Annotated in this window: 19 protein-coding genes; 13 read left to right on the top strand and 6 right to left on the bottom strand. The window is 45.1% G+C overall.

Annotated elements, in window-relative coordinates:
- Positions 1 to 19: 19 nt before the first annotated feature.
- On the bottom strand, positions 20 to 2,209 hold the full coding sequence (locus CLV31_RS05640) for a patatin-like phospholipase family protein (protein WP_317048775.1): 2,190 nt from the start codon (positions 2,207 to 2,209) through the stop codon (positions 20 to 22).
- A 274-nt stretch (positions 2,210 to 2,483) separates the two neighbouring features.
- On the opposite strand from CLV31_RS05640, the gene CLV31_RS05635 reads away from it, so the two are divergent.
- Entirely contained in the window at positions 2,484 to 2,972 is a 489-nt protein-coding gene (locus tag CLV31_RS05635) for a DUF4494 domain-containing protein (RefSeq protein ID WP_111391909.1), read from the top strand.
- A gap of 38 nt (positions 2,973 to 3,010) precedes the next feature.
- Here the strand turns inward: CLV31_RS05635 and CLV31_RS05630 are convergent, their stop codons facing one another.
- Positions 3,011 to 3,622, bottom strand: coding sequence for an HD domain-containing protein (locus CLV31_RS05630; protein ID WP_111391908.1), 612 nt, complete (start codon positions 3,620 to 3,622; stop codon positions 3,011 to 3,013).
- Positions 3,623 to 3,702: 80 nt separating this feature from the next.
- On the opposite strand from CLV31_RS05630, the gene CLV31_RS05625 reads away from it, so the two are divergent.
- On the top strand, positions 3,703 to 4,755 hold the full coding sequence (locus CLV31_RS05625; RefSeq protein WP_111391907.1) for a PAS domain-containing protein: 1,053 nt from the start codon (positions 3,703 to 3,705) through the stop codon (positions 4,753 to 4,755).
- A 50-nt stretch (positions 4,756 to 4,805) separates the two neighbouring features.
- On the opposite strand, the gene CLV31_RS05620 is transcribed toward CLV31_RS05625, so the two are convergent.
- A complete protein-coding gene (locus CLV31_RS05620; RefSeq protein WP_111392034.1) occupies positions 4,806 to 5,678 on the bottom strand; it encodes an SDR family oxidoreductase in 873 nt (290 codons plus the stop codon).
- 78 nt (positions 5,679 to 5,756) lie between these two features.
- On the opposite strand from CLV31_RS05620, the gene CLV31_RS05615 reads away from it, so the two are divergent.
- Positions 5,757 to 6,557 (top strand): hypothetical protein, encoded by an 801-nt coding sequence (locus tag CLV31_RS05615; protein ID WP_146250869.1) that lies wholly within the window; start codon positions 5,757 to 5,759, stop codon positions 6,555 to 6,557.
- 76 nt (positions 6,558 to 6,633) lie between these two features.
- Here the strand turns inward: CLV31_RS05615 and ahcY are convergent, their stop codons facing one another.
- Together ahcY and CLV31_RS05605 are read right to left on the bottom strand one after the other, a co-directional pair.
- A complete protein-coding gene (gene ahcY, locus CLV31_RS05610; protein WP_111391905.1) occupies positions 6,634 to 7,953 on the bottom strand; it encodes an adenosylhomocysteinase in 1,320 nt (439 codons plus the stop codon).
- A gap of 76 nt (positions 7,954 to 8,029) precedes the next feature.
- Positions 8,030 to 8,794: a biotin--[acetyl-CoA-carboxylase] ligase gene (locus CLV31_RS05605; protein ID WP_111391904.1), complete on the bottom strand. Its 765-nt coding sequence runs from the start codon at positions 8,792 to 8,794 to the stop codon at positions 8,030 to 8,032.
- Between the two features lie 60 nt (positions 8,795 to 8,854).
- On the opposite strand from CLV31_RS05605, the gene rsfS reads away from it, so the two are divergent.
- The 4 genes from rsfS (at position 8,855) to CLV31_RS05585 (ending at position 13,002) form a co-directional block, all read left to right on the top strand.
- Positions 8,855 to 9,202: a ribosome silencing factor gene (gene rsfS, locus CLV31_RS05600; RefSeq protein WP_111391903.1), complete on the top strand. Its 348-nt coding sequence runs from the start codon at positions 8,855 to 8,857 to the stop codon at positions 9,200 to 9,202.
- Positions 9,203 to 9,269: 67 nt separating this feature from the next.
- Positions 9,270 to 11,336, top strand: coding sequence for an ATP-dependent zinc metalloprotease FtsH (ftsH, locus tag CLV31_RS05595; RefSeq protein ID WP_111391902.1), 2,067 nt, complete (start codon positions 9,270 to 9,272; stop codon positions 11,334 to 11,336).
- Between the two features lie 62 nt (positions 11,337 to 11,398).
- Positions 11,399 to 12,175 carry a UDP-2,3-diacylglucosamine diphosphatase gene (locus tag CLV31_RS05590; protein ID WP_111391901.1) on the top strand — a complete coding sequence of 259 codons (777 nt, stop codon included), beginning with the start codon at positions 11,399 to 11,401 and terminating at the stop codon, positions 12,173 to 12,175.
- A gap of 29 nt (positions 12,176 to 12,204) precedes the next feature.
- A complete protein-coding gene (locus CLV31_RS05585) occupies positions 12,205 to 13,002 on the top strand; it encodes a hypothetical protein (RefSeq protein WP_146250868.1) in 798 nt (265 codons plus the stop codon).
- A gap of 173 nt (positions 13,003 to 13,175) precedes the next feature.
- Here CLV31_RS05585 and CLV31_RS05580 read toward each other — a convergent pair whose 3' ends face one another.
- Positions 13,176 to 13,601 (bottom strand): FKBP-type peptidyl-prolyl cis-trans isomerase, encoded by a 426-nt coding sequence (locus tag CLV31_RS05580; protein WP_111391899.1) that lies wholly within the window; start codon positions 13,599 to 13,601, stop codon positions 13,176 to 13,178.
- Between the two features lie 182 nt (positions 13,602 to 13,783).
- On the opposite strand from CLV31_RS05580, the gene CLV31_RS05575 reads away from it, so the two are divergent.
- The 6 genes from CLV31_RS05575 (at position 13,784) to CLV31_RS05545 (ending at position 22,423) form a co-directional block, all read left to right on the top strand.
- Entirely contained in the window at positions 13,784 to 15,166 is a 1,383-nt protein-coding gene (locus CLV31_RS05575) for a sigma-54-dependent transcriptional regulator (RefSeq protein ID WP_111391898.1), read from the top strand.
- Entirely contained in the window at positions 15,156 to 16,499 is a 1,344-nt protein-coding gene (locus CLV31_RS05570) for a sensor histidine kinase (protein WP_111391897.1), read from the top strand. Before CLV31_RS05575 ends, CLV31_RS05570 begins: the two co-directional genes overlap by 11 nt.
- 169 nt (positions 16,500 to 16,668) lie before the next feature.
- Positions 16,669 to 18,195, top strand: coding sequence for a glycosyltransferase family 39 protein (locus CLV31_RS05565; RefSeq protein ID WP_111391896.1), 1,527 nt, complete (start codon positions 16,669 to 16,671; stop codon positions 18,193 to 18,195).
- A 647-nt stretch (positions 18,196 to 18,842) separates the two neighbouring features.
- Positions 18,843 to 19,484 (top strand): cytochrome c nitrite reductase small subunit, encoded by a 642-nt coding sequence (nrfH, locus tag CLV31_RS05555; protein ID WP_111391894.1) that lies wholly within the window; start codon positions 18,843 to 18,845, stop codon positions 19,482 to 19,484.
- 111 nt (positions 19,485 to 19,595) lie between these two features.
- A complete protein-coding gene (gene nrfA, locus CLV31_RS05550; protein ID WP_111391893.1) occupies positions 19,596 to 21,089 on the top strand; it encodes an ammonia-forming cytochrome c nitrite reductase in 1,494 nt (497 codons plus the stop codon).
- 11 nt (positions 21,090 to 21,100) lie between these two features.
- Entirely contained in the window at positions 21,101 to 22,423 is a 1,323-nt protein-coding gene (locus CLV31_RS05545) for an alginate export family protein (protein ID WP_317048774.1), read from the top strand.
- Positions 22,424 to 22,443: the final 20 nt, after the last annotated feature.

Here is a 22,443-nt window from a genome sequence, read left to right as displayed (position 1 = left end):
GGGCCGGGAATTCCGGCCTTTACTTTTGTGATTTACCCAAAAGCGCCTCCGCCTTTTTAAGGGCATTTTGATTTTTTACAGAATACAGACTGGAAAGAATCGATCTTTTCTCTCTTGCCGTCAATCTCCAATTCAGTGATGCCCTTTGCATATTTTCTTGCGTTTCTGTCAATTCTTGTATTTGAACTTGACCGGGAGCATATTCAAATTCAATCCTATCTACATTAAAAGGCATGGACTCAGACAAATAATTAAATAACACTTCATTCTGAATGGTCTGGACATTATCCCAATTGACATAGATATTTTTTAAAGGATTAAAGATTCGCTCAAACAGGCGGGGAGGATCGGTAACCGGGATTTCTGTGGATTTTTCCGAATCCCGGATCGTGATCAAAACTACCCCTCCGGTATTTTTCCTGATCCAATCCTGAAAAACATAAGTAAATCGAAGAGCATCCTGAATGCCGAAATTATCTGAAAGACCGGTATCCATGGTTTTCATTCTGGGTTCCGAAGGCAGCTCTACATTTGGCGTAATGAAAGGGAAAGTAGCACTCATGCGCAAAGCGGTGAGAAATCTCAGATTGTCCGGATCGTGGTTCACAAAGAATCGCTTAAAATCTATGGATTGTTTTTTTTCAGACTGTCCGGATATTCCCTCAACAGAACTTCCCAAAAAAGACATCGAATGAGGTGAAATGACCAGTTTGCGTCCATCATTGGTGACCAGAGAAGTGACTGGTAATAGGGGAATAAGCGCCTGGCTTTCTGGCTCATAATATTCCTCCAATCGACGATCCATGATACCTTGGGTATTTTTATTCAACTGGTCTTCAAATGCAAATCCTCTATCCTTCAGGTAGCTTCTACCTCCATACTTGAATTTTTGGTTGCGTATAAGCAAGTCGTTGACCAGGAGTGTGAAAATTATCGGGTTAAGATTGTCTGAGGAAAGTTGATCCAAGTACTTGGTATCCAAGGGATCGAATGCAGCATCCGATTGGGACCGAAGGTAAATCTCTCTGAAAAATGCCTCCCCCAACACTCCTCCCGATGCGCCGGTATAGAGAGCGGTCTTGGAAGTAATCCTTCCATCAGAGACTTCATGCAAGGCCTGAAGCACCCGAAACGTCCACAAAGCCGCTCGCTGACCTCCTCCACTGGCTGCGACAATCACTAGCTTGGGTAAAGAATCTGCCGGGAATTTCGCTTTCCAACGGTCCAAAATGCGGTTAATATTTTCCCTGTCTTTTTTCAGGGTATCCGGATGAGTCAGCGAATCCAATCTGGCTAAGGTATAAGAAGCCGGAACCTGAGAATAATCCAATCCAAAAGCCTCATGGGGTCGGTTGAGAAATGGGAAATTGGAAAAATAATTGATCAGGAGGATTAGGGTAAAAACAAAAAAAGTGGCCCATTGCCTTAACCAAAAACTCAAAGCCCCTACCACCATGATCAATATTGCCAAAAGAAGAGTGGCACTCATCGCTGCCGGGAACTGAAGGATTTCCTGCTCCTTGAACACTCCCAAAAAGAGAACAAAGAGAATGAGAAAAACCTGAATCAAAAACAGATTAAGGTGATTTTGGTTAAAAACCCGCAACAGATGGACTGCTTGAAATCTTGAAATATCCGGGCGAACCTCCTCCAGCCGCAACCGCAAATTGAGGAACACCCGTACCTCATGGGTATCGTTTTTGGTAGATCGAATAGGATTGATTTGGGGTTTGCTTCCCAACCGAACTTTCCGAAGTCTTTTGTCCAGGGTCCCTGAAAAAAGAACAAAAAAATCCTTGTTGGTAATACCGAAATAGCCAAAAATAAGGGAATAGGCAAGAATACTTCCTAAAGCAAAACCAAGATATAAGCGAAGCACCTCCCAATCAGAAGCTAAGTCATTGTCCAGTTGAAAGTCTATGAATCTAAAGGTATAAACCAGGTAAAATAGGAGTGGAACAATGGAGTTGTTGATACAATAGTGGATAAAGGGTTTTTTGACTACCGCTAAAAATTTGAATTGGCGTCCATCCATGATGTAAGTGGTCATGTGGAATGCCATGGTCAGGATGGCCAAGCCTACGCCCATCAGAAAAAAACTCAACCAGGAAACCTCATGAAGGTATTCCGGATCCAGGAAAAGAAATGGGATCCCCAGCACTACCCCAAACTGCTCCAGAATTATACCCAAGAGCAATACCCAAATCATTAAAAGAGCCAGATTTTTCCTCAGATGGAGTAAAAAAAGCTGGATCGGAAAACTATGAAGGAATGTTTCTTTCATGAAATTTCTAACTCAGATGAAGATACATTATTTCCGATTCAACCCATGCCCCCCTAACCCAAAGAATACGGGGATTTAAGGTAAACTATTGACATTCAGCAGCCTCGATGAGCAACCTGTTTTATTCAAAAAATTTAATCCTTTTTTCCTAGAGGCTTTACTTTAGATCAGGTAGATTCGGGCTTCAAAATAAGCAGAAATGAGAATTTGGTTTTTGTGTAAAGTAAAGTATGCAAAGGAGACCGAAGAGGGTCTTCTAAAAAGCATTTCGGAGCAGTATTTAGTAGACGCAGTTTCGTTCACCGAGGCTGAGGCTATCCTTTATGATCGACTGGGTTCACAGATCCGAGGAGATTTCCAGGTCACGGGCATCAGTAAAAGCAATATTGTGGATGTGTTTTATTACGAAGACGCCGACATCTGGCACAAATGTAAAATCACTTACCTATTGGCAGATGGGGACAGCGGAAAAGAAAAGAAGGTGACCCAATACATGATCGTGACAGCAGAAGATGTCAAGCAAGCCTACGAGCGTATCCAGGAAAGCCTCAACAATATGCTGGTCAGTTTCAGGGTACCCGATATTACTGAGAGCTCCATTGTGGAAGTATTTCCCTTTGAGCGGGATGAAGTAAAAGACCAATTGCCTCCGGGCAACTTTAGGCCAGTAATTCAGGAAGAGGAATAAACAAAAAAAGACCGCAACGAAAAATTGCGGTCTTTTTTTTAACTCAAATCTGCTCCTGCCTGATGGGTAATCACAAAGAATATCAGCTCATCTACCGGGATGCCCGCCCGCTCCGAAGCATCCTGAATATCCTCCCGACTCACTTGTGCAGCAAAGGTTTTATCCTTTAGTCGTTTTTTCACTCCTTTCACCTCCATACCCGAATAGCCTTCGGGTCTCATCAAGGAATAGGCATGCACAAACCCGCTCAATTCGTCAAATGCATACAACATTTTATCCATAAGAGAAACGGGTTCCACACCGAAATACCTCGGACCATGAGAAGCGATTGCCCGAATCACCTCAGGATCTATCGCCCTGTTTTCCAACTCTTCGATGATTTTTCTACAATGCTGCTCGGGCCATTGATCCCAATCCGCATCGTGAAGGAGTCCTGCCAAGTACCACTTTTGAACTTCCAGATCATTCAAACCTTGGTCTAAAGCATAGTTTTTCATCAAATGAGCCACCTGCTTCATATGAATTTTTAGCCGGTCATTCTTCACCCATTCATCCAAAATGGCCTTAGCTTCTGCTGGGGAGAGTAAATTTCCCACATTAGTAGCATCCCCAAATTCATTTCGATTTAAAAATAAAGACGATTGTTGCATTTTAAATATGTTTTTATGTATTTTGTATTACTATTAATGTTTTTCAATAATATAAGCCCAACACCCTCTAATCCCTCAAAATGCAGGAATCTACCTCCATACAAGCTTTGGGAAACTTAACCCTATCCTCGGAGTATTTCCTGCAAATCCTCTTAGATAAAAAGGGAAAAGTAATTCAGGCACACCCCGGATTGGGACCTATTCCTTCCCTATTTGATCTTAAAGAAAAGGAAATCTTGTTTGGAGATTGTTTCCTTTCTTCGGATTGGACGAAATACGAAGCTCAAAGGCATAAAGCTTGGAAAAATAACCATCATTCTTTTACCGTTGACCTTCAAAAAATCAATCATCCCGAGGAGAGCACCATTTTGACCAAGTGGGAGTTTTTTTTCCTTTCACCTGACTCTTCGACCTGCTTGGGGATCGGGCATCCTGTAGAGCCGCTTCGACCCTATCAACTAGGAATAGGGGAATTTATCGAAGGAACTACCCAGTCCAATGAGATTGTGGACAGCCTCTTGGAAAGTAAGCTTTTGGGTTTTTGGGATTATGATCCAAAAAACCGGGAAGAATACATCAGCAATGGATTGGCTCAAGTCTTGGGCTACTCAACTAAGGAAATTGAAAAAATGGATAAGATTTCCTGGCAAAACCATATTCATCCGGATGATTATCCCGAAGTGATGAAAGGATTGTCCAAACAGTTGAGTTTTACAGGAGATCAGTCTTTTAAGCGTGAGTTTAGGTTAGTCACCAAAAGAAACCAAATCCTTTGGGTAGTAAGCTTTGGAAAGACTACCCAATGGAATAGCGAAGGATATCCAACCAAAATGCAAGGATTACTGATCGATGTCACCGAAAAGAAAAAGCAGGAAATTTGGCTTCGTGAGCACCATTATTTCCTGAAAGACCTCGCATTCCAACAATCCCATTCCCTTCGGGCAAGAGTGGCCAATATTTTAGGAATCCTTGAAATACTCGAGTTGGAAGATCATTCTTCAGAATCCAGAAAATTGTTGGGGATTATCAAAAAAGAAACCCAAATGTTGGACAGCTCTTTGAAAAAAAGCATCAAAGAATCCGTCCAGCAAAATGAAACCTGGGAAAAAGGGATCAAAACCCAAATTTCATAAATCCCTGATTTTCCATTTTGCCTTTAGGTAGCCCCAAATCACTTTGGGGCTCATGGCTTTTTTCCCCGGGATGCCTCCATCATATCCCACATCTCCTGAGGAATCAATTCTAGGTTGTTAAATTCACCCGCTCCTTTTAGCCATTCCCCCCCATCGATGGTAATCACCTCCCCATTGACATAGGCCGAAAAGTCCGAAACCATATACGCAGCCAGATTGGCCAGTTCTTGGTGCTCACCTACTCTACCCACGGGCACTTTTTTGGCAGGATCAAATTTTTTCACCAAATCCCCTGGCAATAATCTACTCCAAGCTCCCTCTGTAGGAAATGGTCCGGGAGCAATTGCATTGGATCGGATCCCATATTTTGCCCATTCCACCGCCAAAGATCGGGTCAAAGCCAAGACACCTGCTTTGGCAGCGGCAGAAGGAACCACATATCCGGATCCTGTCCAGGCATAGGTCGTGACAATATTGAGAAACACTCCGGGTTGTTTTTGAGCAATCCAAAATTTGCCGGCGGTTAGCGTTACCTGAGAGGTTCCTTTGAGTACAATATCCAAAACTGTATTGAAGGCATTGACAGACAGGCGCTCTGTTGGACTTATAAAATTCCCGGCTGCATTGTTTAGCACTACATGAATCTGCCCAAATTCTGCAATCGCTGCGGACCACATGGCTTCCACTTGGGAAATTTCCCTTACATCACACGCCAAAGGAAGAACTTTTCCTCCTTTCTGACTCATCATTTCATTTGCAGTTTCTTGTAAGACATCCAGCTTTCTGGAAGTGATTACCAGATTTGCCCCCAATTCTAAAAAATACTCTCCCATTGCTTTTCCCAAACCGGTTCCTCCTCCCGTGATCAAGATATTTTTGCCCTTTAGTGAGCCTTCTCTCAGCATTCCTTCCTTAAAATTCATGTCTTTGAATAATTTCGTTTTTTCCAAGTTAAGAATCAGGCGCGGTAATTGAAAGGGAAAAACGCAATAGCCAGTATCATGAGAAGTTGTAGCATTATCATTCTTGTCCTCTTGGGTTTATTTTCCTGCTCGGAAGATGTGAGCAGAGAGATCTCCACAGATTATACGGTTGAAGCCTCCCTCCTTTTCCAGTTTTCAAGGGTCCTTTCGGAAAGTAATTATTTGGGCAACATTTCGTACCAAGATTATTTCAGAATCAATTCTTCCGAAATTCCGGGCTGTCCAACAATCGAACGAAGCTTGGATTCCAGAATCATCGTCCTAGACTATACTTCAAGTGTAGAATGCACTCAGGAAAACAAAAAAACGCGAACCGGAAAAATCATTCTGGACTTCACCTTATCCAATACCATTAATCCCTCCTGGATACTGGAGTTTAAAGATTATGAATTTGATGGATCCAAATTATCCGGCATGCGCCAATTCAAGGCATTGACATCCAATGAAACTGAAGCTTCCTTTGAAAATCTTCGGATCGAGTTGCCCAAAAATCTCTCCTTCCAGGTGACTGGAAAATTCAATCATTCTGTCTCACGGTCGAATTTTCGTCCCTTTGCTTTGAGTACGCGAGGAATGCTGGAAGGCAGGGATCCTGCCGGCAGGAATTTTTCCCTAATGATCACAGAACCAAAAGAACAGCTTTTTGCTTGCTATCGGGAAGGTTGGCATCAGACCCAAACAGGAAAAGAATCTTGGAGAGTATCTCGTGGCCTCAACACCAATGTCACTTACACGACCAGTTTTCAAACCAGCACCGGATGCAATCCACTCGTAATCGCCACGCTTCCGGATGGGAGAAACTACCAGCTAAATCCATAAAAATCTTCCGATACAAATCAGAACACGAATAAAAAAACCCGGATTGTTTGTCCGGGTTTTGATAACTATTCGTGGATTAATATCTGTAATACTCTGGCTTGAATGGGCCTTGTACTTCTACACCAATGTATTGGGCTTGGTCTGGAGAAAGCGTATCCAGTTCTACCCCCAGTTTGGATAAGTGAAGGGCTGCCACCTTCTCATCCAGATGCTTAGGCAACACATAGACACCAGGCTGATAGCTTTGGTAATTTGCCCAAAGCTCCAATTGAGCCAAGGTCTGATTGGTAAAGGAGTTGGACATCACGAATGATGGGTGACCTGTGGCGCATCCCAGGTTAACCAAACGACCTTCAGCCAGCACGATGATTTCTTTCCCGTCAATTTCGTAAAGGTCCACCTGAGGTTTGATCACGTTTTTGGTATGGCCATAATTCTTGTTTAACCAAGCCATATCGATTTCATTGTCAAAGTGGCCGATGTTACACACGATGGCTTTATCCTTCATCGACTTGAAATGCGCTGCGGTAATGATGTCTTTATTACCAGTAGCTGTGACTACGATATCGGCTTCTTTCACAGCATCAGCCATTTTCTTCACCGCAAATCCATCCATGGCAGCCTGTAGCGCGCAGATCGGATCGATCTCTGTCACGATTACTCTTGCACCAGCTCCTCTCAACGAGGCAGCAGAACCTTTTCCTACATCACCGTAGCCAGCCACTACAGCTACTTTTCCGGCCATCATCACATCAGTGGCACGACGGATCGCATCCACCAAAGACTCTTTACAACCGTATTTGTTGTCAAATTTTGACTTTGTTACCGAATCGTTCACATTGATCGCAGGCATTGGAAGCGTGCCATTTTTCATTCGCTCATAAAGCCTATGTACGCCAGTAGTAGTCTCTTCAGACAATCCTCTGATTCCGGCTACCAATTCCGGATATTGATCCAAAACCATATTGGTCAAATCTCCTCCGTCATCCAAAATCATATTGAGAGGCTTTCGTTCTTCCCCGAAGAACAAGGTCTGCTCAATACACCAATCAAACTCCTCAGCAGTCTGTCCTTTCCAAGCATACACTTGAATACCGGCAGCAGCGATGGCGGCAGCGGCATGATCCTGGGTCGAGAAAATATTACAAGAAGACCAAGTCACCTCAGCGCCTAGGGCCGCTAAAGTCTCGATCAAAACAGCCGTCTGAATAGTCATGTGGAGACATCCCGCGATTCGGGCACCCTTCAATGGCTGAGAAGGACCAAACTCTGCTCTCAAAGCCATCAAACCTGGCATTTCGGCCTCAGCCAATCTGATCTCTTTTCTTCCCCACTCGGCTAGAGAGATGTCTTTTACTTTATACTGGATAAATTTTTCAGATTTGATTTCTGACATGTTATTGATAGTTAAAGAATTAAAATCTTGAATAGGACACAAAGTTATTGGATAAAATCCGGAATGGAAAATCCACTCAGAATTTAGGGAATTGGATTTCCTTCAGGCCAAAGGTTTTCAAGTCACCTTCGGTTGTTTCCAAAAGAAGGTTTCCGGACTCACTTACTCCAATGATTTTTCCGCTCACGGATCCATGCTCGGTATAAAATGTCGTGAATTCCTCCAAAAGATAGAGATGATGGAGATAGTCGGATTTAATCAGGGAATTCTTCCCTTTTTTTAGCTGAATGTATCCCTGCTCTAAATGGGTGACCAACATTTTGAAAATTTCCTCCAATTCAAATTCACTTCCGGTGAGCAAGGCTAAGGAGGTTGCAGTCGGCACGCGAAACTCCTTTTGGTTGATATTAAGTCCAATACCGACTACTGCAAACTCCCAACCCTCGGAGCCTACGATATTTTCAATCAAAATCCCCCCGATTTTCCCCTGCAAAGGCACAATCAAGTCATTGGGCCATTTCACCTTCAAATCAGGCAAGTAATCCTGCAGAAGTTTTCGTATGGCGTTAGAAACCATCATGTTTAAGTAAAACTGTTCGCTCAAATCCAGAAAATCCGGACAAAGGACTAAGGAAAAAGTCAGGTTTTGACCTCCCTGAACTTCCCAGGAATTACCTCTTTGGCCTTTCCCACGGGATTGATGGGCACAGATGACAATGCTGCCTTCCTTCGCCCTTCCCTCCCGGATCATTTGCAAAGCCATGTCATTAGTAGAATGACACTCTGGCAGGAAAAGAACATCTTTCCCCAAAAAAATCGTGTTGGCAAGAATTTTATACATTAATTTTCGGTTCGGCTAGTGAAGGTAATAATAGCCGACGCGCAAAATTAAATGAATACTATGACAGCAGAAGCGCTGAGCAAGGTAATCGTCAAAGGGATGGAAGAAAAAAAAGCATCCGACATTCTGGTGATGGACCTTAGAAATATAAAAAATACAGTGACTGATTTTTTCGTGATTTGCTCCGGAAACTCTGACACCCAATTAGACTCCATTTCTAAATCAATCGAAGAAGAAGTACACAAGTCCGGTGAATCTCCCGCCTGGCGAGTTGAAGGAAAGGCAAACGGACAATGGATTCTCATGGATTATGTCAATGTGGTGGCTCATATTTTTTTGAAAGAAAAAAGAGAATTCTACGGTCTGGAGGAGCTTTGGGGGGATGCCAAAACCACCCGAATCCACTGATCTTTCGGATAAACTTTCAAAGGGTTAATCCGTTTTAGCATAAATTCAAAGAATTACCGAAAAAGCGATGAGCGAAAAAAATAAAAATAAAAGTTTCACCCCTAAAGCACCACAAAAACCCGGTTTTCAGCTTTGGCTGATCATTGCTGCCGTGATGGTGCTGTTGGGCTTGACATGGATTCAGCAACGGGGTGTAGTGATCGATATTACCCAAAAGCGCTTCGAAGACATGTATGTGGCAGGAGATGTGGCTAAGGTTGTCATCGTCCGAAATATGAATCGAGTGGATGTGACCCTCAAGCCAGCCGCCCTTCAAAACAGCAAGTACAAAACTGAACTGGAAGCAAACTCCAGTTTTTTCAACCCCGCTGGTCCTCACTATTCACTTCAGGTGACCACCTCTGACAAGTTTCAGGCTGATTTCCAAGCTTTGGAAGAGCGAAACCCCGAAGACCAACGGATAGGATTTTCAGTCACCAATGAGGAAAACTGGAGCAGTTACTTTGGAAGCTTTGGCTTCTTGATTCTGCTGTTCGTCTTCTTCTGGTTTATGATGCGAAGAATGGCCGGTCCGTCAGGACCTGGAGGTCAGATCTTCAATGTGGGCAAATCCAAAGCGCAACTTTTCGATGCAGAAAACAAGGTCAAAATCACCTTTGACAATGTAGCAGGTTTGGATGAGGCGAAAGTGGAAATTCAGGAAATTGTAGAATTCTTGAAGAACCCATCCAAATTCACCAAGCTTGGGGGTAAAATCCCGAAAGGTGCCCTCTTGGTAGGCCCTCCGGGAACCGGTAAAACCTTGCTTGCCAAAGCTGTGGCCGGTGAAGCAGGAGTCCCATTCTTCACACTTTCAGGCTCTGACTTTGTCGAGATGTTTGTCGGAGTGGGTGCCGCCAGAGTACGTGACTTATTCAAGCAAGCCAAAGAAAAAGCGCCTTGTATCATTTTCATTGACGAGATTGACGCCATCGGTAGATCCCGAGGAAAAGGCCAAATGCCAGGATCAAATGACGAGCGGGAAAATACCCTCAACTCGCTGTTGGTAGAAATGGATGGCTTTGGTACGGATTCAGGGGTGATCGTGCTCGCCGCAACCAACCGTCCGGATGTACTGGACAGCGCGCTATTGAGAGCAGGTCGATTTGACCGTCAGATTTCCATCGACAAACCGGATATCTCCGGCAGAGAGGCCATCTTCAAAGTACACCTCAAGCCGATCAAAACCGGCGAAGATGTAGACCCTAAAAAACTGGCTGCACAGACTCCGGGCTTTGCAGGGGCAGAGATTGCCAACGTATGTAACGAAGCTGCGCTGATCGCTGCCCGAAAGAATAAAGCCGCAGTGGACATGCAGGACTTCCAGGATGCGGTAGACCGAGTGATCGGGGGCTTGGAGAAAAAGACGAAAATCATTTCTCCTGAGGAAAAGAAAATCGTGGCTTACCACGAAGCGGGCCATGCCGTAGCCGGTTGGTTTTTGGAGCATGCTGACCCCTTGGTCAAAGTTTCGATCGTACCTCGTGGAGTAGCAGCATTGGGTTACGCCCAATACCTGCCCAAAGAGCAATTCCTTTACCAGACGGAGCAACTCATCGATGAGATGTGCATGACCCTGGGCGGACGTGCTGCAGAAGAAATCATCTTCGGCAAAATCTCCACGGGCGCCTTGAGCGACTTGGAGCGAATCACAAAAATGGCTTATTCCATCGTATCCGTGTATGGGATGAATGAGAAGTTGGGAAACATCTCCTTCTATGACAGCAAAAGTGACGGCTACAAAATGACCAAGCCTTACTCGGAAGCCACTGCCGAGATGATCGATCAGGAAGTGAGCAAATTGATTCAGTTTGCATATAACCGGACGCTCGAATTATTGAGAAAGCATCAGAATGAATTGGAAATCTTGGCTCAGGAGCTATTGGAAAAAGAAATTTTGTTCCAATCTGATTTGGAAAAACTGATCGGAAAGCGTCCTTTCGAAAAAGAAACGACCTATCAGGCTTTCACCAACAAAAAAGACAAACCTGCTCCTGCGGAAATGACGAAATCGGAGAATGCTGAAAACCCAGAGGAAAATGAAGCCTCCGCTTTGAAAGCACCTCCTGTACCAGAAGAAAAAACAGAAAAATAAACGAAAGAGCCCCAAACCACTGGGGCTTTTTTATTTTTGCAGGCCCACGCTATATTTAATCCATGCAATCTCCGATTTTGGACTTCCCTCTTCACGGCAAAAAACTTTTTTTCGCTTCCGACTTTCACTTGGGGGCGCCAAACCATCAAGAGAGCAAACTGAGAGAAAAACGGATCATCAGCTGGCTGGAGGAGATAGCAGAGGAGGCCGCAGCGATATTTTTGGTGGGTGATATTTTTGACTTTTGGTTTGAGTATGGAGAAGTCATTCCCAAAGGGTTCATTCCTTTCGTTTCCAAAATTTCACAACTTCGAGATCGGGGTATCCCCATCCTCTTTTTCACTGGCAATCACGACTTGTGGATGAAGGATTACTTCACACAGGAATTGAGCATCCCTGTTTATTCCCACCCGATCGAACTCTCGGTAAATGGTAAAAAACTATTAGTCGGACATGGAGATGGGCTCGGACCGGGAGATCAAACCTACAAGCTCCTGAAACGGGTGTTCTCCAATCCCTTTGCCCAATGGCTTTTTCGATGGTTGCACCCGGATTTGGGGATTCGACTGGCCAAAGCTTGGTCAGGACACAGCCGGATTACCAATGTGTCCAAAAATGAAAATCATTTTCTTGGAGACGACGAATGGCTTTGGCAATACTGTAAAGAAATCGAAAAGAGCGTCCATTACGATCTTTACATTTTCGGACATCGGCATTTGCCTTTGCAACTTGAGGTGGGGTCGAATTCGACATACTTTAACTTAGGGGAATGGGTAAGTCAAAACACCTATCTGGAATTTGATGGGAAGCAGGCCCGTTTGTTGACTTTCGGAAAATGAAAATACTCGGATGGATTATCTTTTTTTTAATGCCCCTGTGGACCAAGGCCCAGGAGGCTTTGAATTGGGGGGATCCCCTAGCTGCTATTTCCATCAAGCAATCCGACCTGATATCTCTGGACACTCGAGATCAGATTTTTGTAAGTACAATTAACGGGGACATCTATCTCTTTGACCGGGAAGGAAGGCAGCTTAACCTTTTTTCTCCTCCACGACAAGGCCGTCTTCAACAACTGGAAGCTGCTTGGACAGTGAATATCTTCAGTTTTTCATCAGACCTGCAGGAGTATCGAATCCTGGACCGATTCCTCAACCCTTTGGCAGAGAACAATCTGACAGCCGGTGAAATCACACTTCCTAAAGCAGCAACTTTAGGAAACAACAATATCATTTGGATTTGGGACGAATCAGACCTTACCCTGAAAAGTCTTAATTACCTTCAAAAACAAATCCTGCAATCCCAGCCCCTCAATTTGATTTTGGATTCCCAAAACCTGGATGTCAATGAAATCCGGGAATTCAAAAACCGACTTTATATGAACATTCCCAGCTCAGGGATTTTCATATTTGACAATCAGGGAAATATGATCCAAAAACTGGACGTCCATATCGATCAACGACTCACCTTTTTCAAAGAAAGACTTTTTTGGATTCAAAAAGGGATTCTGAAAAGCATCTCGCTGCGTACCCTTGACCAAACAGATCATGGAAAAGTGCCTCATGACCAGGCTAATTCCATCCAAATCGGTCAGGAAATTCTGGTTCTTCAATCCCCTGCAGGGCTTCAGGTTTTTGCATTGCCGCTGGAGTTGAAAAACTTGAGGTAAAAAGTCAAAAACACCATGGACTCAAAGAAAGCTTGGTTTCCATCTTCTTAACCCTGAGACTAAACCATTGCTTACCAGCACCATCAAAGCAAAAAGTCTATAATTACCTCAGTACAAAAAACAAAAAAACCGACCAGGATGCCCCAATCGGTTCGCTCTAGATCAAGTATTCATCAATTAATTCCAACCAGCTCAATATCAAAGATCAGGTCTTTGCCGGCCAGTTCATGATTGGCATCCAAAGTGATTTTTTCTTCATCCATAAATACCACCGTCACAGGCATCGGCTGACCACCCCCTCCCTGAAGCACCAACTGCAAGCCGATCTCGGGAGTAATGTCAGGCGGAACCTGAGTCAAAGGCACATCAATCATCATATCCTGACGACGCTCTCCATAAGCTTCTACTGCCGGAATCGTAACCGTCTTTTTGTCGCCGATGACCATGCCATAAACGGCCGCATCAAAACCTTTGATCATATTGCCATCGCCAAGTGTAAAACTCAGCGGGGATCTCGAAACTGAAGAATCAAACACGCTACCGTCTTCCAATCTACCGGTGTAGTGCACGGATACGGCATCTCCTTTTTTAGCTTGCATGAAGTATGAAAATTAGTGAGTGACAAAGGTACTGATTTATCAGCGGACACCCAACCGGACAAAAGTGTTCGAAAACAGGATAAAAACGTACATAATCGGACACAATTTCCGAAAAATATACCCAAATTGCCTTTAAATACACTTGGCACTATTTTCCCCTTAGTACCGGTAAACAATCCACCATGGAAGCGCAAAACCTCGGAAAAATCCTGATCATCGACGACAACGAAGACTTGCTCTTCGCTGCAAAAATGCTTTTGAAAAAGCATGCCAAGGAAGTAGTCATTGAAAAAGATCCCCGGCGGATTCCCTTTTTGATCAATAACAACAGCTTTGATGTGATCTTGCTGGACATGAATTTCCGGGAAGACACGACCTCCGGAAAAGAAGGATTCTACTGGCTGAGCCAAATCAAGGAAATCGATCCCAAAGCAGTCGTCATCCTCATCACGGCATTTGGAGATGTGGAAATGGCCGTGCAGGCCCTAAAAGAAGGAGCGACTGACTTTATCCTTAAACCTTGGCAAAACGAAAAACTGATTGCCACCCTTTCTGCCGCCATCAAGTTGAAGGAAAGCTATAATGAAGTGGACAAACTTCAGAGAAAGCAGAAAGCACTAGAAACAGACCTCAAAAAGCCCTACACTGATATCATTGGGAGTTCGGCTTCGATGAAAAATATCTTTTCCATCATTGACAAAGTCGCACAAACCGATGCTAACGTGTTGATCTTGGGAGAAAACGGGACGGGAAAAGAACTCATTGCTCGGGCCATCCATGACCGCTCTCACCGGAAAAACGAAACCTTTGTTGGCGTAGATATGGGTGCAATCACAGAGACTTTGTTTGAATCAGAGCTTTTTGGGCATAAAAAAGGTGCCTTTACTGATGCCAAAGACGATCGTGCAGGACGATTTGAAGTCGCCGACAAGGGCACCCTGTTCCTGGACGAAATCGGAAACTTATCCATGCCGCTTCAATCCAAATTACTGACCGTATTGCAAAAGCGTGAAGTAACCCGGATCGGCACCAACAAAGCTATTCCGGTCGATATCCGACTCATCTGTGCCACCAATATGCATGTACACGAGATGGTGATGGAAAATACCTTCCGCCAAGATTTGCTTTATCGAATCAATACGGTTGAGATTTTCTTGCCTCCACTACGTGAGCGACACGACGACATCCCGACGTTGGCCAATCATTTTCTCAAGCAGTATTCTCAGAAATACCGTAAGAACTTTACCGGTTTCACCCCTTCTGCCATGGAACTGCTTCAGCGATATCCTTGGCCGGGAAATATCCGGGAACTCCAGCATGCCATCGAACGGGCGATCATCATGGCAGAAGGGGATCAGTTGGACAGCCGGGATTTCTTCTTTCTTTCGGCCAAACCTGCCTCTGAAAAAGTCCAAACCTCAGTCACACTCAACCTCGACGACATGGAACGAAGCACCATTCAGCGGGCGATTGACAAAAATGGCGGAAATATTTCCAAAGCGGCCAAAGAACTCGGGTTGACTCGTGCTTCGCTTTACAGAAGACTCGAAAAATATGGATTATAGAGTTGGATTGCTGGGCAGAATCGCCCTGGTAGCAGCTTCGCTGTTTCTACTGGCTTACGGCATCATCGATGATTGGGGAGTCTTTATGATCTCCCTTTTCTTGATTTTGGTGGTGTTCCAGATCATTTTTCTGATCCGGTATTCGGAAAGTTCCTTCAAAAAAGTCCGCCTTTTTCTGGACAACATCAAGCAGGATAAATATTCTCAGCTCTATCCGGTGAAGTTTGACGGCACGGAGACAGATGACCTGCATATCGAGTTCAACGCCATCTTGGCAAAACTAAAAGAAGACCAAGCCGAAAAAGAAGCCAATTACCAATACTTCCGCTCGGTATTTAAGCATTTGAGTATCGGGCTGATCACCTTTGGAGAAAACGGAGAAATCCAAATCCTCAACGTGGCAGCCAAACGCATCCTCAATGTGGACGAGCTCAAAAACATCGCAGAGATCGAGCAGATCAACAAAGAACTACACCTGGCCATTCAAAATCTCCGCACCGGCGGCAGCGAACTGATCAAAATCGCCCATCCCGACGGGATCATGCAGCTGTCGGTCTATGTGATCGAATTGCTCATGCGAGGGGAGCGGTTCAAGCTGGTCTCGCTTCAGAATATCCAATCCGAACTGGAAGAAAAAGAAATGGAAGCCTGGCAAAATTTGGTGAAGATCCTGACGCATGAGATCATGAACTCCATTGCACCGATCTCCTCCCTTGCAGGCACGCTCAAAGGTGAACTTGAACACAAAATCGAGCACAATGAACCGCTCAATCCATCGGATATGGAAGACTGTATGATGGGTATCAGTACCATTGAGAAGCGAAGTGAAGGCCTGATCAGCTTTGTGTCGGATTTCAGAAGTTTGGCCCATATCCCCACTCCTAAATTTGGAAGTATCGGTATTGCTAGGCTGTTTGATCAGTTGGAAATTTTGCTTCAAAACCAATTGGAAAACCAGGGAATCACCTTGGAAAAGGAACTCAATCCCAATGAGCTGATTCTATTCGGTGACCAAACTCAGATCGAGCAGGTCCTGATCAATCTGCTGCAAAATGCGATTCAGGCCTTGGACGATGCTGAGGAAAAGAAAATTACGCTCCGAGCCTTTATCGATGAGGCGGGCAAAATCATCATCGAAGTAAGTGACACCGGAAAAGGGATAGAGGAAGAAGCCTTGAGCAAAATTTTCATTCCTTTTTTCACCACCAAAAAGAAAGGCTCCGGCATCGGGCTATCACTTTCCAAGCAAATCATGCGGCGACATAAAGGAAATATCCAAGTCCGGTCCACGCTTGGTGAAGGAACCACGTTTAAGCTGATTTTCAATGGCTAATCTGATCGGACGGGATTTCCCGAAGAGACAGAAGGCTGGAAGCATTGACTTAAAAATTTGCATATTCAAGTATGCCCAGCCAGCATCCAATCCTGAGGTACGGGTTGTCAAAGGGTCTTTTATTTGAGTTCTTGTTTCCATGGTCTAGCTGCTAGCCAATCCTATCCTCATGAACAAATCCCTGCTCCTACTTTCCCTTTTTATCCTAGCCAAATGTCTTCTTCAATTTTGGGCTGTGCATCCGGGATTCGAGCTGCATCGGGACGAGTTTTTACACCTCGACCAAGCCGATCATTTGGCTTGGGGATATTTGTCTGTTCCGCCTTTTACCTCCTGGGTTTCGGTGATTATTCGTGCCTTGGGCAATTCTGAGTTTTGGGTTCGGTTTTTCCCAGCGTTTTTTGGAGTCCTAACCCTAATTGTAGTTTGGGATTTAGTCAAGCGATTGGGCGGAGGCTTATTTGCCCGGAGTTTGGCTACGATTTGCCTGCTTTGTTCCGCTTTGATCCGGTTAAACATCCTTTATCAGCCCAATTCATTTGATATTTTAGCCTGGACCTTGGTGTTTTATACGCTGATTCGTTTCGTCCAAAGTCAGGAAAAGAAATGGTTGTATTTCTTAGCGCTCAGTTTTGCCTTGGGTATTTTAAATAAGTACAGCATCGGATTTTTGGCTCTGGGGCTTTTGCCCGCCCTTTTGATCAGCAAAAGAGAATTGCTCAGAGAAAAACACCTCTATGGTGCCGCGGCATTGGCCTTTATCCTCATTCTTCCCAATCTGATTTGGCAAACCCAAAATGATATCCCCTTTCTTACGCACATGAGGTTGCTCAGCAAATACCAACTGGTGAATAACAGCCGGGCCGGGTTTCTCAGTGAGCAGGCCCTCTTTTTCTATCCTTCGCTGTGGGTATGGGTGTTGGGACTCCTTAGCCTGTTATTTTCTTCGAAAAATCGCATGTACCGCTGGATTGCCTGGACAGTAATCTTTACGCTGGCACTATTTACTTTCTTCCAAGCCAAAGGCTATTATGCCATAGGCCTCTATCCCGTATTAATTGGAATTGGAGCCATTCAGTGGGAATCATGGATGAAATCAGGATGGAAAAAGCAGTTTCGTCCCGCGCTATTGGTCTTGCCGCCGGTTTTATTTTTCCCTGCTTTTGGACTTATTCATCCCTTCCATGCCCCTGAAAAGCTACTTACCGACCCGCCTGCCTATTCCAAACTTGGCCTCAACCGTTGGGAGGACGGAAAGGAATATCCGATTCCTCAGGATTTTGCGGATATGCTGGGTTGGAAAGAATTGGCCAGTTTGGTAGACTCAGCTTATCAACAAATGCCCAAGGAAGGACGAATACTCATCATTTGTGATAATTACGGTCAAGCCGGTGCGATCAATTTTTACTCCAAAACTCCGGGATTGCAAGCCTTGACGATGAATGCGGATTACCTGTTTTGGTTTGACTTGGAAGAAAAAGTAGAGCATCTCATTTTGGTGTGGGAAAAAGATGAGGTGATCACAGATCGGGAAACAGGCTTTTTTGAAGAATACCGAGAAATCGGAAAAATCACCCATCCCCTTGCCCGCGAAAAAGGGACTACGGTACATTTTCTTCGCGGGGCAAAAGTTGATATCAATGATATTTTGAAGGAAGAAGTGTCCGAGGAAAAAAAGGTTTGGAGAGGGAACTGATGGATTTTTCCACCCCGGCTAGGAGTAGAATGTTGGCAATGGCCTAAGCCTAGATTGCCCACCCTACAATCCGGCCCAAAGCTAAAATGACTTGTTCAAGGTCATTTTTTAACTCCTTGTCCTGCTTTTCTATTTTTCCGGAATCTGCAATTTCCTTGTGCCAATAGTTCAACCTCCCGAAATCGCTATGCTCATCGGGACTGGTGTTTCAGGATCAGATATTGGATGTAACAGTGTTTCTGATTTAAGACCCCTGATAAGGGGTCAAACTTTTGAATAGCCAAGGGTTGGTGGGTGAGCGAAGTCGAACCCGAACCCGTGGATAAAACGATCCACAATCCATATTTTCCCCGACCCGAAAAGGGCCGAACTTTTTCAATTTGAATATCACCCATAAGTTCAATCCCTAAAGGGTTACCAAAACCCTAAGAAATTTCTCAAAAAGGCAGAAATCAAGAATCCTTCGGCCACTTGTACTGAGCTTGTCGAAGTATCGGTCTTCCGACCCATTAAACAAAGAGAATTTGGCTGGTGGTACAATTGCGGACAATCAAAAAAAACATCTCTTTTTTTCTGACTGACTGATTTTAATCATAAATTACCTAAAGCTGAAGGGTTAGTTTTAGATATTCATTAACCGACTGAGCATGGCATTACCTGCAAATTTTAAGCGGTTCCTTTTTGAGAAAAGCCTGGTTCCTCCCCGCAAATGGAGGCCTGCGGCCACCTTTTTGGTGGCTGTGATCGCCGGATTGGGATTTTTCCTGCTTGACTTTTCCAATGCCTCCTCCTACCTCAGTGATGATCCTCAGGCTTGTGTCAACTGCCACATCATGCAACCTCAATACATCACCTGGACGCATAGCTCCCATCGGGAAGTTGCCCATTGCAACGACTGCCATGTGCCCCATAACAATGTGGCAAACAAATATTTCTTCAAAGCCAAAGACGGACTTTACCATGCCTCGGTATTTACCATGCGAGGGGAGCCGGAAGTCATCCAGTCCCGTCCTCCATCCATTGAGGTCATCCAAAACAACTGCATCCGCTGTCATCAAGATCAAGTCACGGATGCCAAAATGGAAGCATTCGTTGCTGATCACACGGCCAATCGCACCGACCGAACTTGCTGGGAGTGCCATCGGGATGTCCCGCATGGAAGGGTGAGGAGCTTATCCTCGGTTGGCGCACAGATCGAACCGATCCGGGAATACAGTGCTGAGGATCTTTCTGTCATTCCCAAGTGGCTCCAGGAGTCAATGCAATCTCAAAAAACCAACCCCAAGTGATATGACATCAACCCTCACAAAAATCTCACTTGGAGTGATGGCTTTCCTAGGCCCGCGATTACACCTGCCTGACAGAAGTCAGGCGTGGCTATTCATAAAAACCCATGACTCATGAAAAACTGGATCCTTTTTATCGGCACCGCTGTCGCGGCTTTTCTTTTGGCCCTTTTGGCAGTGACCATCTTTGAGCGAAAATCAGAAGCGAAATTCGCCTACCAACCCAAAGTCGCGCTGGAAGGCATCGAGCCAAGAGATTCAGTTTGGGGGCTGAATTATCCCCGGCAATACCAGTCCTATTTAAAAACCCAAGACACGACTTTCCGAAGTATGTATGGAACCTCAGGACACCATGATATGCTGGAGTCAGATCCGGAATTGGTGATTCTTTGGGCGGGATATGGATTCAGCAAAGATTACAATGCCCCTCGGGGTCATGCCTATGCGGTGGAAGACATCCATAAGACACTCCGGGTAGGTTCCCCCACCAAAGCAGGTGAAGGACCACAACCCTCTACCTGTTGGACATGTAAGAGTACAGACGTACCCCGACTGATGAGTGAAATGGGTGTGGCGGAATACTATAGCCAGAAATTTTCAGACTTGGGCACCCAGGTCATCAACCCAATCGGCTGTGCGGACTGCCACAATCCGGAAACTATGAAGCTGACCATTACCCGACCTGCATTGATCGAGGCCTTTGAAGCGATGGGGAAAGACATCAATAAAGCTTCGCACCAGGAAATGCGATCACTTGTCTGTGCGCAATGCCATGTGGAATACTATTTTGACAAGAAAAAGCCGGGCTTGGAAAATGCTTCCTACCTGACCTTCCCATGGAAAGACGGCATGGACGTGGACCATGTGGAAAGCTACTACGACAAGGCGGATTTTTCGGACTGGACGCATCCGCTAAGCAAAACACCCATGCTCAAAGCTCAGCATCCTGACTATGAAATCTACCAAATGGGTGTCCATGCCAAGCGTGGCGTAAGTTGTGCCGATTGCCACATGCCGTATCAGACCGAGGGCGGCCAAAAATTCACCAACCACCATATCGGCTCACCGCTTGCCAATGTGGAAAACTCCTGCTTTGTCTGTCACCGGGAAAAAGTAGATGATCTGGTCACCGATGTCTACGAACGACAACGAAAAATCAAAGCAGGAACCCAAAGCCTTCAAAAACTCATCGCCATGGCGCATATCGAAGCTGCCAAAGCTTGGGAACTTGGAGCCACTGAAGCCCAAATGGCAGGAATCCAAAAAGGGATCCGGCATGCGCAGTGGAGATGGGATTATTCCGTAGCTTCCCATGGCGCAGCATTTCACGCTCCTTTGGAGACCAGCCGAATCGTGACCTCCGCCACCGAACTGATCCAAAATGCAAGATTGGATCTGGCGAGATTGCTGGCCAGCCTGGGCTACAATCAACCCGTGCCCATGCCAGACCTGACCAGCAAGTCCGCCTTACAAGCATACATCGGGCTGGATATTCCTGCGGAAAAAACGGCCAAAGCCAACTACCTACAAGAAATCGTCCCCAAATGGCTGAAAGAAGGCAAGGAAAGAGAAAAACAAAAGCCTATTCAGACCATCAGCAGCAACTAATTGACCCCAGCATGATGAAGTGGCTTGTAGCATTATGCGGATCGGCAGCCATGCTGTTGCTGTTCCCCAACCTTGTTTTTGCCCAATTCAATATTGATGGGCAAATGCTGATCCGAAGCGAATTTCGAAATGGCTACAATCGTCCTCTTGCCGAAAATCAGGATCCTGCCGGATTTATTGCCCATCGGGCTAGACTTCAGGCGGGATACACCAAGGATCAATTTACCTTTTTCATGAGCATTCAGGACATCCGTACTTGGGGAAGCAGCTCCCAAGCCAATCTTTCGGATGATTTTCTTTCCGTTCATGAGGCCTACGGAGAAGTGGCATTGGGCGAACATTGGAAAATGAAACTCGGCCGCCAAGAGTTGAACTATGATAATGCCCGATTTTTGGGAAATCTGGACTGGGCGCTTCAAGCCCGATCACACGACTTTGCGCTGATGAGGTATGAAAAAGAAAAAGCCAAACTACACTTCGGAGGAGGATTTAACCAGGAAAATCAACGACTCAGCGGAAATCTATATACTCTTCCCAATCAGTATCGCAATGCACAACTCGTTCGATTTGAAAATGTGCTGGGGAAAGTGGATTATTCCCTGCTTTTTTGGAACGAAGGAAGGCAATGGATTCAGCGGGATGCCAATGGAAATATCCTGGCTGATGGCATCCGATATCGGCAAACATTGGGAATTCCTACGTTGAGATCTACCCTCAAAAACACCACCCTGAGCGCTTACTTTTATTACCAGTTCGGAGAGGACCCTGTCGGCAGATCGGTTTCGGCTTTCAATACCAGCGCGCAGATCAGTCAGCTCCTATTCAACTCAGAAGAAGGAAGAAAATGGAGAGCCACGGCCGGCTTTGAGTTGATCAGTGGAAATGATGTGAATGGATCTGCTACCAATCGCGCCTATTCCCTCCAATACGGCACCAATCACCTGTTCAATGGCTATATGGACTGGTTTTATGTTGCAAATGCCTGGGAAAATTCAGTCGGCTTGAAGGATTTTTACCTTCGAAGCAGGTATGAATTCAATCCTAAATTCTGGGTTCAGACGGATTTTCATCAATTTTCCGCTTATGCCAATCACCAACCCTTCAACAGTAGCAATTTGGTCCCGGGAAAAAATTTAGGCTCCGAACTCGACTTTACTTTTGGCTGGATTCTGAATGAATCAGTCTCACTTCAGGGAGGCTTTCATCAGTTTTTCTTTACAGAAACATTGGAATCCCTCCAGCCTTCCCTTATCCAAAACCAGCAAAATTGGGCATACTTGATGTTTGTCTTCCGTCCAACATCCAAGGCCAAGTTTATCGGAGTTTTGCAGTAAATTTTAAGTTCACAGGAGAA

Source organism: Algoriphagus aquaeductus (assembly GCF_003253485.1).
GTDB lineage: Bacteria > Bacteroidota > Bacteroidia > Cytophagales > Cyclobacteriaceae > Algoriphagus > Algoriphagus aquaeductus.
This window is presented reverse-complemented; position numbering and strand designations above follow the sequence as displayed.